The following is a 13,265-nucleotide window of genomic DNA, read 5'->3' as shown; positions in this document are numbered from 1 at the left end:
GCCGATCATGGATGTGTCAGCAAAGGGAACCAGATAGGGCGTGCCGCGTCATAGAAGCAGAGTTCTGTTGCTGTCCAGGGAGTGACATCGATGATCAGGCTCCTTCTTGTCGCCGCGGCGGCGCTCGTCCTCGCATGCGGCGGGACGGAGGCGGCCAAGCTGGACCCATCCGCTGTCAATCAGGCCCAATTCGCCGCCGGCGAGCCGACGGGCATCGATCCGACAGTTCTGAAGGCGCAGATTCTCCTGGATCGCGCCCGTTTCTCGCCGGGCCTGATCGACGGCCGGCTATCAGAGAATTTCGCCAAGGCTATTAGCGCCTTTCAGACGGCGAACGGATTCCGGGCCGACGGCAAGCTCACTCAGGAGACCTGGGACAAGCTCGTGGCGAATTCCGCCGGTCCGGTCCTGGTAACTTATGAGGTAACGTCCAAGGACATACACGGGCCGTTCACCAGGCGCATTCCGGCTCGCATGGAGAAGATGGCCCACCTGCGGCGGCTCGGCTATCGCAATGCGGTGGAGAAGCTGGCGGAGCGCTTCCATATCAGCGAACAATTGCTCAGAGGGCTCAATCCGGGTGTCGGCTTCAAGAGAGCAGGCGCGACGTTGGCGGTACCGGATGTTGGACGGGGCGATCGTCCTGACGCCGTTGCCGCTATCGAGGTCGACAAGGGCGCTCGCTTGGTGCGTGTGCTCGATCCGTCCGGCAAATGGCTCGCAGTCTATCCCGCCTCGATCGGCAGCGACGAAAAGCCGGCGCCGAGCGGTACGGCGGAAGTCAAACGCGTGGTGCATAACCCCACCTATCACTACGATCCGGACTTCGCCTTCAAGGGAGTGAAGAGCAAGCGGCCCTTTACCATCGCTGCGGGGCCCAACAATCCCGTGGGATCGGTCTGGATCGACCTCTCAATCGAAAGCTACGGCATTCACGGCACGCCCGAACCCGGCAAGATCGGCACAACCTTCTCGCATGGCTGTATCCGGCTGACCAACTGGGATGCCGAAGACCTCGCTGCCATGGTGCAGCAGGGCACGAAGGTTAACTTCAAGGACGAGATGGCGGACGCTGGCGATACGCGGCCGCAGTAACGTTCGCCAACCGCGACATGGAAGCGCGCGGTTCCCGATTGCGAGACCAATATGGTGTTCCGTGGCGGTGCGGCCGCCCGGGATGAAATCGGCTCTATGAAGCGTTCATGGAACAACGCTCAAGCCAGGCCCTCTAAAACTGGCGCCATTCAGCAAAGATCACTCGGGCATCCGCGCATGCAGCGTGCGGCGCCCTGGGAGACGGAAATGCCCGCTAACGCCTATATCAACCGGATTGCGACAGCGGTTCCCGAATATGAGGTTCATAGCTTCTATCTTCGGTTCGCGGCCTCCATGATCGCCGTCCGTCACCGCAGGATTTTCGAACGGATGGCCGGCCTTGCCGGCATAGAGAGCCGCTATTCCTGCTTTGCACCTGCTCTCGACCCGGAAGGGCCATCTGCCGACCTTTGCGGAACCTTCATTCGCGGCGCGTTCCCGGGGACTTCCGTGAGAATGGCGATGTTTGGCGAAGCCGCTCCTGTGCTGGCGCAAAAAGCCGTCGACGGGCTGCACCTTGCCGATGATGCATCGCCTATCACGCATCTCATCGTCACCACCTGCACCGGTTTCTCCGCGCCCGGCATCGACTTGGATCTGGTCAAACGCTGCGGCCTCCCGGACGGCATCGAACGCACGATAATCGGTTTCATGGGCTGTTACGCGGCGATCAACGGCCTCAAGCTTGCCCGCCACATCGTCAGGTCAGATCCGCGAGCCAGGATCCTGCTGGTCAATATCGAGCTCTGTACCTTGCATCTCAGGGAAAGCCCCGAACTGGAAAAGCTGCTGTCCTTCTGCCTCTGGGGCGATGGCTGCGCGGCAACTCTTGTCACCGCCGAACCGCCCGGCCTTGCACTCGACAGCTTTCATTGCATGGTCGCGGATGAGCGGCGCGACCTGATGAGATGGGATATTCGCGACCATGGCTTCGACATGGTTCTTTCCGGCCAGGTGCCGACGGCGATCCAAGAGGTATTGCGGAGCAACCATGATGCCTTTCTCGGCGACCGGCCACCGGACGCGATCGACCTCTGGGCCGTGCACCCGGGCGGACGTTCGGTTCTCGATGCCGTCGAGAGGGCGCTGAAACTCGAGCCCGCCGCGCTGACGCCATCGCGCGAGGTGCTGCGCCGATATGGCAACATGTCGTCGGCGACGGTGATGTTCGTGATGGAAGAAATGCTGAAGGCCCCATCCGGACTGCTCGGCTGCGGAATGTCGTTCGGGCCCGGACTGACTGCCGAAACCATGCTTTTTCGAACCGTGTCATGAACGCGCTCAGTCACCGCAGCCTCGTCCCGGAAATCCTCGACGGACTTGCGGCCGGCGACCCGCGGGCGCTGGCCTCGCGCCGCGACCTCCGTTGGATCAATGCGTTGATGTTTCAAGCGCCGATCATGGCGTCTTTGCTCAGGAAATTCGTGCCACGACCACCGCGCCGCATATTGGAGATCGGCGCCGGCGACGGCACCTTCATGCTCAAGCTCGCGAAGCGAATGGCACGGCACTGGCCCGAGGTAGAGCTGACGCTGCTCGACCGCGTCTGTCTCGCCGGTCCCGGAATTCTCACCGAATTCAACAGGTTGGGATGGGGCGCTGAAGTCGTCACCGCCGACGTCTTCGACTGGGCCGAAGGGAACGGGGGCGAGTGGTTCGACGCGATCACCGTCAATCTCTTCCTGCATCATTTCGATGACACCGAGCTCGTGCGTCTGTTTTCACTGCTGGCGTGGAAAGCCCCGCTGCTCCTGGCGACGGAACCGCGGAGGGCAAGGTTCGCGCTGGCCGCGACCCGTCTTCTCCCGGCGATCGGCGCCAACGACGTCACTCGACATGACGCGGCTCAGAGCGTGCGTGCCGGCTTTCGTGGTAAGGAGCTTTCCGACCTCTGGCTTGCGGCCGGCGGCAGGCCACTCGAGGAGCGGCGTGCCGGTCCGTTCTCTCACGTCTTCGTCGGCGCCAGTGCGCGATCGAGATGATCATGAGGCGACCATCCACGCACGATGCGATTGTCATCGGGGCCGGCCCGGCAGGCACTTCGCTGGCTTTGCTGCTGGCCCGGCGCGGGTGGTCCGTGGCGATCGTGGAAAAGAAAATGTTCCCGCGCCGCAAGGTATGTGGCGAATACATCTCCGCGAGCAATCTGGCACTTCTCGACCGACTGGAGGTCGGCGATGCCTGGCGCGCCAATGCCGGCCCCGAAATCCGCCGCGTCGGCTTCTTTTCCGGCGCGACTTGCATCGAGGCGCCGATGCCGGGTGCAAAATATGGGCCTCCTGTAGAAGGCACCTTCGGCCGGGCGCTCGGCCGGGACATGCTGGACCATTTGCTGCTGCAGGCGGCGCGATCGGCGGGCACTGAAATCTTTCAGCCTTTTCGCCCCGTCGCCATTGATCAGGATGGCGAGATGCAAGCCGTGCGAATTCAGGCAAAGGACCGGAATTCCGGGGACGGAACGACAATCTTGCGGTCCCAGGTGGTCGTCGCCGCGCATGGTTCCTGGGAACCGGGACCGCTGCCAAGCCAGCTCAACAAGGCCAGCCACCCGTCTGACCTGCTCGGCTTCAAGGCGCATTTCACCGGGGCGTCGCTCGCGTCTGATCTGATGCCTCTGCTGATATTTCCCGGCGGCTATGGCGGCATGGTCCTTGCCGATCATGGCCGCATGTCGATCTCTTGCTGCATAAGGCGTGACATGCTCGCGCGGCTGCGCATGAACCATGTCTCCGAACCTGATAGGCCCCGGCAGGACGGCCATCCGTCGGCGGCTGAGGCGGTCTTTCGCCATCTCATGGCTTCTTGCCGAGGTGTGAGCGATGCTCTTGACCGGGCGTGCCTCGACGGTCCGTGGCTTGCAGCCGGCCCGATCCGGCCTGGCATCCGCGCCTGCTATGAAAAGGATATCTTTCGCGTCGGCAATGCCGCAGGCGAGTCTCATCCGATCATCGCCGAAGGCATCTCGATGGCACTTCAGTCCAGCTGGCTGCTGGCCGCCGAACTCGCCGGCGCGTCAAGCGGCCAGGCGGGCCGCGAAGCTGCAGGCAGACGCTATCAAGCGGCCTGGAGGAAACTGTTTTCGACACGGGTCTACGCAGCTGCAGCCATTGCCCGAACGGCCCTCTGTCCCGGCGGCGCAGCATTGATGGGTGCGGCTGTCCGCAGTTTCCCGCAAGCGCTGACACTGGGCGCCCACATGAGCGGCAAGACCAGAGCGATCCCCGGTCTTGCATGATCGGCGCTGCGGCGCTTCGCTTGCGTTCGTGGCATTGAGCGAGCCGGGTTATGGAACATTCCGTAGCAGCCAGCGTTCTGCCTGTGGTTTCGGGTTAGGCCCCCTAGCCGGCATAGACGGGCATCTTGGTCCTCTATGCGCGCCATCTTGGACATGCACTGCCGCCGGCGTGGACGCGTCGGCGCGACGTCTGTTGGAGGCATCATAATGACCCACAACCCGCGCAGCACAGCCAGCGTCTCCGGCCATCCAATCCATCCCATGTTGATTCCTTTCCCGATCGCGTTTTTTGTTGCCACCTTGGTTTGCGACCTGATCTTCTGGCGAACCGCTAACCCGGGCTGGGTCACCGGTACGCTTTGGCTCCTTGGAGCGGGCCTGATAATGGCCGCCCTGGCAGCCCTTGCCGGCCTCACGGATGTCTTGGGCGATGTTCAAATTCGCAATCTTACAACGGCATGGCTTCATGCAGGTGGAAATGTACTTGTCGTCCTGATCGAACTTTACAACTGGTACTCCCGATACGAGCATGGCGCGGCGGCTGTGGTTCCCACCGGCCTGATCCTCTCGTTGATAGTGGCTCTCATCCTGCTGTTCACAGGCTGGAAGGGATGGGAGATGGTCTATCGGCATCGCGTGGGCGTCGCTGACGGGTCGAACGAGTTGCGCTGAACCGGCGCGTAGCCAAGGTGCCTGTTCGAACTCTCCGAAGGCGCAGTTGGGAAATGTCCGCAGGCAGATGGAGGCGTTAGGACTGGACGGTGGGAGTGCGTTACTTCCTTCTGAGGCGGCTATCCTTCCGCCTTGAAGTTCTTGGCTTCCTTTTCAACCTTCGAACTGTCCTTGCCATGCTTTTGCATGAGGTCCTTGGCCTGTTTCGGCGAAACGTCGGTCGTCTCCGCCAGGCGCAATGCCTTCTTGTCCTTGCTTTCGATCTTCGGTTTCTTGGTAGGCATAGATTCTCGAACTCCTATTGCACTCGCGATTCCAGCCCAATCGGCTTTGCCAGCATTTCGTTGGCCTCGATACGGCACAACGGCGGGACTACGGGGAGGTTCCCCCGAGACTTCTCACAAGTCGGTTGCGGATTTGATTTCCACCGACCATTCACGCCGCCAACGGCGCTCGCAATGTCTCGAAAGTCGGTCGAACAGCAGCGAAGGTGCTCGGCGATTTCGTTGGAGACAGCCAATTCTACATCACCGTTGATGGTGATCTCAAACAGATGCAAACCGCCAACCGCATCGGCGCCAGCAAGCGCATCGGCAAGACCGCAAGGTCGTTCACTGACGTGAAGCGCCGCCCTTTGACGCCTAACGCATGCACGAGCCCAATGAAATCTGGCGCCTTGAGAACTGCCAACTCCGGCTGAAGTCCTTTGTTCGCCAAAGCTCCTGGAACCTCGATCTATCGATCGCGTTTCCGACCGGAGGTTCGAAAATGGTCCGGCGTCCGTCCTGGAAATCGATGATTGATCATAACGCGCCGCTGGTGTTGCCGTCGGCCGGTGACGCGCTGACGGCCCGGTTGATCGAGCGCGCCGGGTTCCCGGCCTATCAGATCGGTGGCTTCGCTATGGTCGCGGCCATGCACGCGGTGCCTGACATCGATCTCGAACAGTTCGGTGAAAAGCACGCCAGGGCGCGCGAAATCGTCGAAGCTTCCGACCTGCCGGTGCTGATCGACGGCGACGACGGCTATGGCGATGTCAAGAATGTGACGCGCACTGTCAGGAGCTACGAGGCGATCGGTGCCTCGGCCCTGTTCATCGAGGACCAGAAGCCACCAAAACGCTGCGGCCACATGCCAGGCAAGGAGGTCGTTGCGTCGGAATTCATGGAGGAAAAGATTCGCGCCGCCGTCGCGGCACGCGACGACCCGGATTTCTTCCTGCTTGCCCGCACCGATGCGCGGCAACCGCACGGGCTGCGCGACGCGATAGAGCGCGGCAAGCGCTACCTCGATGCCGGCGCCGACGGTGTTTACGTCGAGGGGCCGACCAGCGTGGAGGAACTGACACAGGTCGGCGAGGCGTTTAGGGACGTTCCACTGGCCACAAGCATCCTGGAGCGTGGCGGCCAGACGCCTTGGCAATCGCCTGCCGAATTGCATGAAATGGGCTACGACATGATCCTTTATCCGACGACGCTTTTGTTCCGCGCTGTCCATGCCGTGCAGCAGGCGCTCGACGATTTGCGGCAAGGCAAGCCGCTGGCGCCGGAAGCAAGCGTCGACCTCGCCAGCTTTGAGGACATCGTTCGCATATCAGAATGGGCCGGCATCGAGAACCGTTTCATGGCTCAACCTCACGACGGCATGATAAAGAAGATCAAGCAAAAGCTGTCCGGACAGTGACCCCCGCAAAGCCCCTTAAAGCACTTCATTTCCCGCCTGCCTCCCGTTTCACAAACCGGTGATGTTTGTGCCGGTCGCGAATGAATTCATTGAAGAAGCGGCCTTTGGATGACGCCTTTCTGAAAGCGGCGTAGGTTGCCGGGGGCACGTCCCCGTAATCATAGCGAATACCACTCGGCACAAACCAGACGGAAAGGATCCTGGTCGTGGGGTCGTAGCTCGTTTCGCGGATCACAGTCGACGGCATGTCGGCACCCGTTGTCACTCGGACAAACCCCCTCAGGATTGTCCGGTTCCACGGCGGGAGATGCTATTCTGCTATCTGTCACGCGGATTGCCGAATTCCGCATTGCGCTTTCTCGAATACTGATCGATGCGCGGCAGGTCGTCGTCAACATCGACCCAAGGCAGTCGCAGGTCCCAATAGGCATGTGCCTGGGGCCGGAAACGCTCGGGATTATCGAAGAAGCCGATTGTCAGATAAAGCTCATTCGGCAGGCCGTCATCGCTGTAGCCTATCGAGGTCCCGCAGTCCGGGCAGAATGTCCTTACGACGCCGCGAGTCCGGGAAAAGGTTTTCGGCGTTCCCTTGAGCAGCCGGAATTGCTCGGGCCGATAGCCAACCCAGACCGCAAGCGGACTTCCAATGGCCCGCCGGCAATCGTCATCATGATCGTAGCATATCCAGAAAGGCTCACCGTGCATGACGGCGACAACCCCTCCGCAGAAACAGGCGCCGGTCTCAAGTCGCGGCATTGGGAGACCTGATCGCTGCTGGATTCAGACAGGAGGGCGGTGGTGATACTGCGAATCCTCGGGCGCCAGCGCTCAGCGCATGGATTGGGAGTTCTGTTGCATTGGGCATGGTCAAGGAAACTCCGATGGACGGTCTTCGAACCGGTGAACCCGAAGTTGGTTCCAAGCACGCCAACTCCAGCCTGGTAGAAAACAACACAGGCGTCGGCGATCGGAGTGCGCGCGCCGACGCCGCCGGGAACCGCGAAAATCGGCGGTAGCCCAAACCGCTGACCACCCGGATGAATGGTGTTGGAAACAAACCTTGAGGTTGCGGGATGGATTCGTTTCACCATCTAAGGACCATGTCGTCGCTGAAAACCAGGACTACCGCTTCCGCGCGCCAAACCGATCTCTTCGGTGCTGCCGACGATCTGCCGCAGGGATTTTTCTACCGCCCGGACTTGATCACGCCGGAAGAAGAAACCGAACTCGCCCGGCAACTGCAAATCCTGCCATTCCAGGCATTTGATTTTCATGGCCATCTGGCAAACCGGCGCGTCATCGGTTTCGGCATGCGCTACGATTACGACCGGCGTGAAGTCGTGGAGGCGCCCGCGATACCTGATTTTCTACTGCCTCTGCGCAAGAAGGTCGCGGCCTTTGCAGGCCGGCCTGCCGAAGCTTTCGAGCAGGTGTTGGTCAACGAGTACCAGCATGGCGCTGGTATCGGCTGGCATCGCGACAAGCCACACTTCGAAGATGTGGCCGGCGTTTCGCTGCTGGCGCCGTGCAGTTTCCGCCTCCGGCGAAAGAATGGCACCAGATGGGATCGACGGACCATCGTCGTCGAGCCAAGGTCGGCCTATCTAATGACCGGTCCATCGCGCTCGGAATGGGAGCACAGCATCCCACCGCTTGCGGAGCACCGTTATTCAATCACCTTGCGGACATTGCGCCCTCGAAATCCCTGATGCCTCGCGCACTGGCTTTTCAGAATCGCGGGGCCTTGCGACGCGGTCGGATCATCACGACTCCTTGAACGCGAGCCGCTCCTGGGAACATCCCAACCGAAGGTTTGTTTGAAGCAGAAGTCCAGCTTTCAGCAAGGTGAAGAATCCGATGGCCAGTTCACAGTCAATGATGGTGGTCGCCAGGCGCCCGATCCACCAGACGCCGATGGCAGTTGCTAACGCCTGTTTCATCGGACGCTGACCTATCCAGCCAACCAGGCAACGCGGAATTGGACCATCTTGCCCGAAAACTGGGAGCTGCTCCTGCGCCAGTGGGAATATTCGCATGCAATCGCCGCCGGGCTCAATGCCTTGGCGTTGCTGATGCTTTTCATGTCGGCGCTTCGCACCGTACCGCGCTAAAGCACCAAGTCATTCTGGTCTTGTGTTCCCTTACGAAAAGCCCCACCGGCGCTGGGCCGGTGGGGCATAGTCCGAAAAGCCGACGCGATGGCTTTCCCGTCGCTGGAGTAAGGCGACTGCGACCTCAACACTCAAGGAAAGCCTAAGTTCCATTGTTTGCTAATATATCATCGCGTGAAGCCCGATTGCTTCATCTATCTCGGTGCAAAATCCGTCAGCGCTTTCACGAATGGCTCCGGCGCCTCGATAGGCAGAAACTCACCACAATTGGCGATCACCTGGCCATGCAGGTTCTTCGCGCCTGACAGCCTCAAACCCTCGAGATAGTCGTCGATCGACCCGAAGTCCGCGTCACCCCGGATGGCGAAAAAGAGGAATTCGCGCGGCGGGAAAAGACATGGCTCCGCAGCCGGCCAACGGTCTGCATGCTGTGTCCGTCCGCGGAACAAGGATTTGTTCTTGGCGTTAAATGCCAAGCGATCCCGCAACAAGTTGCATTAACGCGCCGCCGCGTGGCAGTCGCGGCGACTGCAGCTGGCTGGAATAATGCAGGAGATCTCACATGCCACTTAAAGCCTTCGCCCTCAATTGCTCGCTTAAAGCTTCGAATGACAGAGAGAAATCCTCCACAGATCGGCTGCTTGCCGATGTCCTGGCTGCGCTGGTGCCATACGGCGTCAAAGGCGAAATCGTCCGTTCCGTCGACCACGGTATCAAGGCAGGTGTGCTTTCCGATATGGGCGAGGGCGATGATTGGCCGGAACTCAGGAAGAAAATAATGGCGGCCGACATCTTCGTGCTCGGCCTACCAATCTGGCTCGGCCAGCCCTCGAGCGTCGCCAAGCGCGTTCTGGAGCGAATGGATGCGTTTTTGGAGGAGACCGATGACAAAGGGCGCATGCCGGCAGCAGGAAAGGTGGCTTTGGTGGCCATCGTCGGCAACGAGGATGGGGCGCACCACTGCCACGCGGAATGTTTTCAAGCATTGAACGACGTCGGCTTCACCATTCCCGCCAACAGCGGGGTCTATTGGGTCGGCGAAGCCATGGAAGATGTCAACTATGTCGACTTGCCGGAAACACCGGAAAAGGTCTCTGGCACTATCGAAATGGCCGCTTCCAACGCCGCCCACCTCGCTGGATTGTTGAAAGGCCAAGGCTATCCAGGAGTCACGGGATGACCTTGGTCAAGGCATGTTGAAACTGCCGATGATCGACATGTCAGAGCCAGTGGACCCGCCCGGGAACTGGAAGGCTGGTGGCGAGTTCATATCCTCAGCAGGCGGCCGCCGGTGGCTTCGGACGGCGGGAAGCTGCAAACAGGAGAGGAAACGTCATGAGTCTCGGCACCATCCTCATCATCATTCTAATTCTTGCATTGCTTGGCGGCTTTAGTGGACTTGGCGGCGGGCCATTCTACGGCACCGGCTATTATGGTGGCGGCGGCCTCGGTCTGGTGCTGCTTATCGTTATTATTCTGGTCGTGCTCGGGCGCATTTAGCGTCACCTGACCCGAATGTTCGGCTCGTCGCTTCTGAGCGCGGCGGCTTTGTAATGCCTGACGCAAAACGACAGCCAAGGAGAGAGCGCTGAACGCCAATGCTTCCGGTGGGGTGAGGGCGCCAAAATCGCGGCTTCGCACCGTCTTCGGGCCGGGCTTGATAACCGGAGCCTCCGACGATGATCCGAGCGGCATTGCCACCTATTCACAGGCCGGCGCGCAACTTGGCTACGGACTGGCATGGACGATGTTGTTCAGTTATCCGCTGATGTCGGTCGTTCAGGAAATCAGTGCGCGCATTGGCCGGACCACCGGCCGGGGCATTGCCGGCAACATGCGGGTCTACTATCCAGACTGGCTTCTGCAGACGATTGTTTGTCTTCTTCTCATCGCCAACACCATCAACATCGGCGCCGACCTTGGTGCCATGGCCGATGCGTTGCGGCTTATCGTTGGCGGTCCGCAACTCCTCTACGTCGCGCTTTTTGCGGGCATATCCGTGGTTCTTGAGATATTTCTAAAGTACAGCAGCTACGTTTCGATCCTGAAATGGCTGACCGTTTCGCTGTTTGCCTATTTCGGTACGATCCTGTTCGTGCACGTGCCATGGGCAGAAGTCGCGCGCGGACTATTCATCCCGACATTGTCGCCAGACCCGCAATTCTGGACCACGGTCGTGGCCATTTTCGGCACCACCATCAGCCCTTATCTGTTCTTCTGGCAAGCCTCGCAGGAGGTTGAAGAAGAAAAAGCCAGTCGACGCAAGCCTCTGAAAAAGGCACCGCGGCGGTCAACCCACGCCATCAAGCGCATCCGGTTGGATACTTATGTTGGAATGGCACTCTCGAATCTGGTGGCCCTTGCCATCATAATCACCGCAGCCGCCACACAGCATGTCAGGGGCATCACCGACATAACATCCTCAAGCCAGGCCGCGGAAGCGCTGAAGCCCGTCGCCGGCCAGTTCGCGTCCACGATTTTTGCCGTCGGCATCATCGGAACCGGGCTCCTGGCAATTCCGGTCCTTGCCGGGTCGGCTGGTTATGCGCTTGGCGAGGCGCGCAAATGGCCGATCGGGTTGGAGCGCAAGCCGCTGCAGGCGAAAGCGTTCTACGCGGCGATCGCTCTGGCGACGCTCCTTGGTGCGTGTCTCGACTTTACGCCTGTCAATCCGATCAAAGCCCTCTACTGGAGCGCGGTGGTCAACGGCGTGGTCGCGGTCCCGGTGATGGTGGTGATGATGCTGATGACGGCGCGACGCGATGTGATGGGGAGTGCCGTTGTCCCATTGGCCATGCGCCTGGTGGGGTGGGCAGCGACAGGCATCATGGCGCTGGCGGCCGCGGTCATGATTTTCCAATTGTTCTATTAGCAGGCGTTCATGGTAAGCAGGACAATCGCAATGTGGTCAGTGCGCCGGCTCGCTGACGAGACTGAATTTCTTGACTTCGCAGTGCTGGTCCAAGAGCGAAAGCAAATCTGTCGGCGGGCCGCCACGGTCCGGCCGCGTCCAGGCGATTTCAAATGAGAAGACAGGATCGTGGTGATCCGGGCGCTCCATACCAACCAAGCGTGCCCGGTAACCCAGCGGCTTGACGAGCTCGCCGAGATCGCTCGTCTTTCCCTCCCTCCAGGCGATATCGAGTTCGGCGTGATGGTCGCGGGGAATGCGCACGTCGATCCATTTCAGCACGAGAAGTGTCAACAAGGTCAGCGCCGTCCCAGCCAACCCCAAACCGTACTGACCGCCGCCGAACGCCAGCCCGATCGCAGTCATCACCCACAATGTGGCGGCCGTCGTGACCCCGCTGACAAGATTGCCGCGGCGAAGAATGGCGCCGCCGCCGATAAAGCCGACACCGGTCAGCACGCCAAGCGGAAAGCGCAACACGTCCATGGAGGCAAAGGAACCGGGAGTTTTGCCGACGACTCCCAGCAGCAGATTTGCCTGAGACATTGTGAGAGCGGCGGCCAGACCGACCAGAATGGTTGTCCGCAGCCCTGCCGCGTGGCCGCGCGCTTCGCGATCCAATCCTATCAGCGCGCCGGCAAGCACAGTGAAAACCAACCGTGCCGCTATATCTTGCCAATCCGGACTAAGGGGCATCGCAATGACCTGCATTCGAACCCTCGTGGGCACTCAATCCGCGGTCGCACGTTAGGTTCCCGACGCCATCTTGCCGGCGAGCCGCGCGATCAATTGGCAGATGAGATACGGCGCCGGGTCAGCCCAGCGAGCAATGGATTTAGGGGCGCGGATGGCGAACCGGAATCTGCACCACATTTTCCGATCCAGGCAGGTCGAACGCCATGGCCAAGCGGCGGACGGAGGCCATTTCCACGATCAGTTCTTCGATCGAGAGGTCCGGCAAACCTGTCTTCACCTTCTGCCTTACCCTGGCTGCAAGTTCATGAACCCTGACGGGGACGAAAAGCGGACTGTCGTCCAGGAGGTGGCTGATTTCGATCACCACGTCGGCGTCGATGTCTTTCGGCAATTCCCGCATGGGCGTCACCTTGATCTCGAAATGACAGTCACGTCTTTCGATCCGCGGCGATCAGGGCACTGCCCATCAGCCGATGGCGGAGGCTAGGGTACAGAGCGCAGATCAACAGCCGGATACATAAAACCGTCAGCGCTGGCATGTCACGAAAAAACGTCGGTACGGCAATAACCAAGTGCTTGTGCACGCAATCCACATGCGTCTTGTTTGAAACGCAGCGCCCGCAGTGGCTCTCTCCCCGGCAGAGAGGAACAAAAAATATCGTCCCGAATTGAGATTGATAGATTGGAGGATCGAATGTCCAGGGCGAAATCATGAATCGTTAACCTGCAAGGACGGCTTGGCGGTAGGTCGGGTTCATGAGGGCTTTGAGGCGCTTACGCTTGAGCGAGGTCTTTGAAGGCTCGCGTCGGAGCATGTTGAGCACCGCGCGGCGGATCATGGCGAGGTTGCGCGCCGAATGGT

Annotated in this window: 19 protein-coding genes; 12 read left to right on the top strand and 7 right to left on the bottom strand. The window is 60.3% G+C overall.

Going from position 1 to position 13,265, the window contains the following annotated elements; genetic code table 11:
* The first annotated feature begins 90 nt into the window (after positions 1 to 90).
* From NKJ89_RS31085 to NKJ89_RS31065, 5 genes are all read left to right on the top strand, one after another.
* The gene (locus tag NKJ89_RS31085) at positions 91 to 1,095 is read left to right on the top strand and encodes a L,D-transpeptidase family protein (RefSeq protein ID WP_352608247.1); all 1,005 of its coding nucleotides are present in this window, start codon (positions 91 to 93) and stop codon (positions 1,093 to 1,095) included.
* Between the two features lie 207 nt (positions 1,096 to 1,302).
* Positions 1,303 to 2,370, top strand: coding sequence for a type III polyketide synthase (locus NKJ89_RS31080; RefSeq protein WP_352608245.1), 1,068 nt, complete (start codon positions 1,303 to 1,305; stop codon positions 2,368 to 2,370).
* The gene (locus NKJ89_RS31075; protein ID WP_352608243.1) at positions 2,367 to 3,077 is read left to right on the top strand and encodes a methyltransferase domain-containing protein; all 711 of its coding nucleotides are present in this window, start codon (positions 2,367 to 2,369) and stop codon (positions 3,075 to 3,077) included. The genes NKJ89_RS31080 and NKJ89_RS31075 overlap by 4 nt, the downstream gene beginning before the upstream one ends.
* A 2-nt stretch (positions 3,078 to 3,079) precedes the next feature.
* Positions 3,080 to 4,330, top strand: coding sequence for an NAD(P)/FAD-dependent oxidoreductase (locus NKJ89_RS31070; RefSeq protein ID WP_352608241.1), 1,251 nt, complete (start codon positions 3,080 to 3,082; stop codon positions 4,328 to 4,330).
* Positions 4,331 to 4,537: 207 nt separating this feature from the next.
* Complete coding sequence (locus tag NKJ89_RS31065) at positions 4,538 to 5,002, top strand: DUF2231 domain-containing protein (protein WP_352608239.1); 465 nt, start codon at positions 4,538 to 4,540, stop codon at positions 5,000 to 5,002.
* 119 nt (positions 5,003 to 5,121) lie between these two features.
* Here NKJ89_RS31065 and NKJ89_RS31060 read toward each other — a convergent pair whose 3' ends face one another.
* The gene (locus NKJ89_RS31060; protein WP_352608237.1) at positions 5,122 to 5,286 is read right to left on the bottom strand and encodes a hypothetical protein; all 165 of its coding nucleotides are present in this window, start codon (positions 5,284 to 5,286) and stop codon (positions 5,122 to 5,124) included.
* A 206-nt stretch (positions 5,287 to 5,492) separates the two neighbouring features.
* Between NKJ89_RS31060 and NKJ89_RS31055 the strand changes: the two genes are divergently transcribed.
* Positions 5,493 to 5,702 (top strand): hypothetical protein, encoded by a 210-nt coding sequence (locus NKJ89_RS31055; RefSeq protein ID WP_352608235.1) that lies wholly within the window; start codon positions 5,493 to 5,495, stop codon positions 5,700 to 5,702.
* Between the two features lie 95 nt (positions 5,703 to 5,797).
* Positions 5,798 to 6,685 (top strand): isocitrate lyase/PEP mutase family protein, encoded by an 888-nt coding sequence (locus tag NKJ89_RS31050; protein ID WP_352608233.1) that lies wholly within the window; start codon positions 5,798 to 5,800, stop codon positions 6,683 to 6,685.
* A gap of 25 nt (positions 6,686 to 6,710) precedes the next feature.
* On the opposite strand, the gene NKJ89_RS31045 is transcribed toward NKJ89_RS31050, so the two are convergent.
* Positions 6,711 to 6,932 carry a KTSC domain-containing protein gene (locus NKJ89_RS31045; protein ID WP_352608231.1) on the bottom strand — a complete coding sequence of 74 codons (222 nt, stop codon included), beginning with the start codon at positions 6,930 to 6,932 and terminating at the stop codon, positions 6,711 to 6,713.
* Positions 6,933 to 7,003: 71 nt separating this feature from the next.
* Positions 7,004 to 7,390 carry a GFA family protein gene (locus NKJ89_RS31040; protein WP_352608301.1) on the bottom strand — a complete coding sequence of 129 codons (387 nt, stop codon included), beginning with the start codon at positions 7,388 to 7,390 and terminating at the stop codon, positions 7,004 to 7,006.
* A gap of 395 nt (positions 7,391 to 7,785) precedes the next feature.
* Here NKJ89_RS31040 and NKJ89_RS31035 point away from each other — a divergent pair, with 395 nt between their 5' ends.
* The gene (locus NKJ89_RS31035; RefSeq protein ID WP_352608229.1) at positions 7,786 to 8,394 is read left to right on the top strand and encodes an alpha-ketoglutarate-dependent dioxygenase AlkB; all 609 of its coding nucleotides are present in this window, start codon (positions 7,786 to 7,788) and stop codon (positions 8,392 to 8,394) included.
* Between the two features lie 54 nt (positions 8,395 to 8,448).
* On the opposite strand, the gene NKJ89_RS31030 is transcribed toward NKJ89_RS31035, so the two are convergent.
* Positions 8,449 to 8,625, bottom strand: a complete 177-nt coding sequence (locus tag NKJ89_RS31030; RefSeq protein WP_352608227.1) for a hypothetical protein — start codon at positions 8,623 to 8,625, stop codon at positions 8,449 to 8,451.
* 48 nt (positions 8,626 to 8,673) lie between these two features.
* Here NKJ89_RS31030 and NKJ89_RS31025 point away from each other — a divergent pair, with 48 nt between their 5' ends.
* Complete coding sequence (locus NKJ89_RS31025; RefSeq protein WP_023757861.1) at positions 8,674 to 8,796, top strand: hypothetical protein; 123 nt, start codon at positions 8,674 to 8,676, stop codon at positions 8,794 to 8,796.
* A gap of 194 nt (positions 8,797 to 8,990) precedes the next feature.
* On the opposite strand, the gene NKJ89_RS31020 is transcribed toward NKJ89_RS31025, so the two are convergent.
* Entirely contained in the window at positions 8,991 to 9,287 is a 297-nt protein-coding gene (locus tag NKJ89_RS31020; protein WP_352608225.1) for a hypothetical protein, read from the bottom strand.
* Between the two features lie 71 nt (positions 9,288 to 9,358).
* On the opposite strand from NKJ89_RS31020, the gene NKJ89_RS31015 reads away from it, so the two are divergent.
* The 3 genes from NKJ89_RS31015 (at position 9,359) to NKJ89_RS31005 (ending at position 11,668) form a co-directional block, all read left to right on the top strand.
* Positions 9,359 to 9,976, top strand: a complete 618-nt coding sequence (locus tag NKJ89_RS31015; protein ID WP_352608223.1) for a flavodoxin family protein — start codon at positions 9,359 to 9,361, stop codon at positions 9,974 to 9,976.
* Positions 9,977 to 10,131: 155 nt separating this feature from the next.
* Positions 10,132 to 10,296 (top strand): DUF3309 family protein, encoded by a 165-nt coding sequence (locus tag NKJ89_RS31010; RefSeq protein WP_023757858.1) that lies wholly within the window; start codon positions 10,132 to 10,134, stop codon positions 10,294 to 10,296.
* Between the two features lie 157 nt (positions 10,297 to 10,453).
* A complete protein-coding gene (locus tag NKJ89_RS31005; protein ID WP_502904186.1) occupies positions 10,454 to 11,668 on the top strand; it encodes an Nramp family divalent metal transporter in 1,215 nt (404 codons plus the stop codon).
* Between the two features lie 36 nt (positions 11,669 to 11,704).
* On the opposite strand, the gene NKJ89_RS31000 is transcribed toward NKJ89_RS31005, so the two are convergent.
* Both NKJ89_RS31000 and NKJ89_RS30995 read right to left on the bottom strand, forming a co-directional pair.
* Positions 11,705 to 12,418, bottom strand: a complete 714-nt coding sequence (locus NKJ89_RS31000; protein ID WP_352608221.1) for an MgtC/SapB family protein — start codon at positions 12,416 to 12,418, stop codon at positions 11,705 to 11,707.
* 124 nt (positions 12,419 to 12,542) lie between these two features.
* Positions 12,543 to 12,803 (bottom strand): hypothetical protein, encoded by a 261-nt coding sequence (locus tag NKJ89_RS30995; protein ID WP_023757855.1) that lies wholly within the window; start codon positions 12,801 to 12,803, stop codon positions 12,543 to 12,545.
* Between the last annotated feature and the right edge of the window lie 462 nt (positions 12,804 to 13,265).

Source organism: Mesorhizobium sp. M0047 (genome assembly GCF_040323315.1).
Lineage (GTDB): Bacteria > Pseudomonadota > Alphaproteobacteria > Rhizobiales > Rhizobiaceae > Mesorhizobium.
The sequence above is the reverse complement of the archived record's forward strand: the minus strand, read 5'-3'. Positions and strand labels throughout refer to the sequence as shown.

Bases quoted from the DNA above. Each gene is read 5' to 3' on its own strand.
- NKJ89_RS31085 (WP_352608247.1), top strand. From the start codon at position 91: ATGATCAGGCTCCTTCTTGTCGCCGCGGCGGCGCTCGTCCTCGCATGC.
- NKJ89_RS31080 (WP_352608245.1), top strand. From the start codon at position 1,303: ATGCCCGCTAACGCCTATATCAACCGGATTGCGACAGCGGTTCCCGAA.
- NKJ89_RS31075 (WP_352608243.1), top strand. From the start codon at position 2,367: ATGAACGCGCTCAGTCACCGCAGCCTCGTCCCGGAAATCCTCGACGGA.
- NKJ89_RS31070 (WP_352608241.1), top strand. From the start codon at position 3,080: ATGAGGCGACCATCCACGCACGATGCGATTGTCATCGGGGCCGGCCCG.
- NKJ89_RS31065 (WP_352608239.1), top strand. From the start codon at position 4,538: ATGACCCACAACCCGCGCAGCACAGCCAGCGTCTCCGGCCATCCAATC.
- NKJ89_RS31060 (WP_352608237.1), bottom strand. From the start codon at position 5,286: ATGCCTACCAAGAAACCGAAGATCGAAAGCAAGGACAAGAAGGCATTG.
- NKJ89_RS31050 (WP_352608233.1), top strand. From the start codon at position 5,798: ATGATTGATCATAACGCGCCGCTGGTGTTGCCGTCGGCCGGTGACGCG.
- NKJ89_RS31045 (WP_352608231.1), bottom strand. From the start codon at position 6,932: ATGCCGTCGACTGTGATCCGCGAAACGAGCTACGACCCCACGACCAGG.
- NKJ89_RS31040 (WP_352608301.1), bottom strand. From the start codon at position 7,390: ATGCACGGTGAGCCTTTCTGGATATGCTACGATCATGATGACGATTGC.
- NKJ89_RS31035 (WP_352608229.1), top strand. From the start codon at position 7,786: ATGTCGTCGCTGAAAACCAGGACTACCGCTTCCGCGCGCCAAACCGAT.
- NKJ89_RS31030 (WP_352608227.1), bottom strand. From the start codon at position 8,625: ATGAAACAGGCGTTAGCAACTGCCATCGGCGTCTGGTGGATCGGGCGC.
- NKJ89_RS31015 (WP_352608223.1), top strand. From the start codon at position 9,359: ATGCCACTTAAAGCCTTCGCCCTCAATTGCTCGCTTAAAGCTTCGAAT.
- NKJ89_RS31010 (WP_023757858.1), top strand. From the start codon at position 10,132: ATGAGTCTCGGCACCATCCTCATCATCATTCTAATTCTTGCATTGCTT.
- NKJ89_RS31000 (WP_352608221.1), bottom strand. From the start codon at position 12,418: ATGCAGGTCATTGCGATGCCCCTTAGTCCGGATTGGCAAGATATAGCG.
- NKJ89_RS30995 (WP_023757855.1), bottom strand. From the start codon at position 12,803: ATGCGGGAATTGCCGAAAGACATCGACGCCGACGTGGTGATCGAAATC.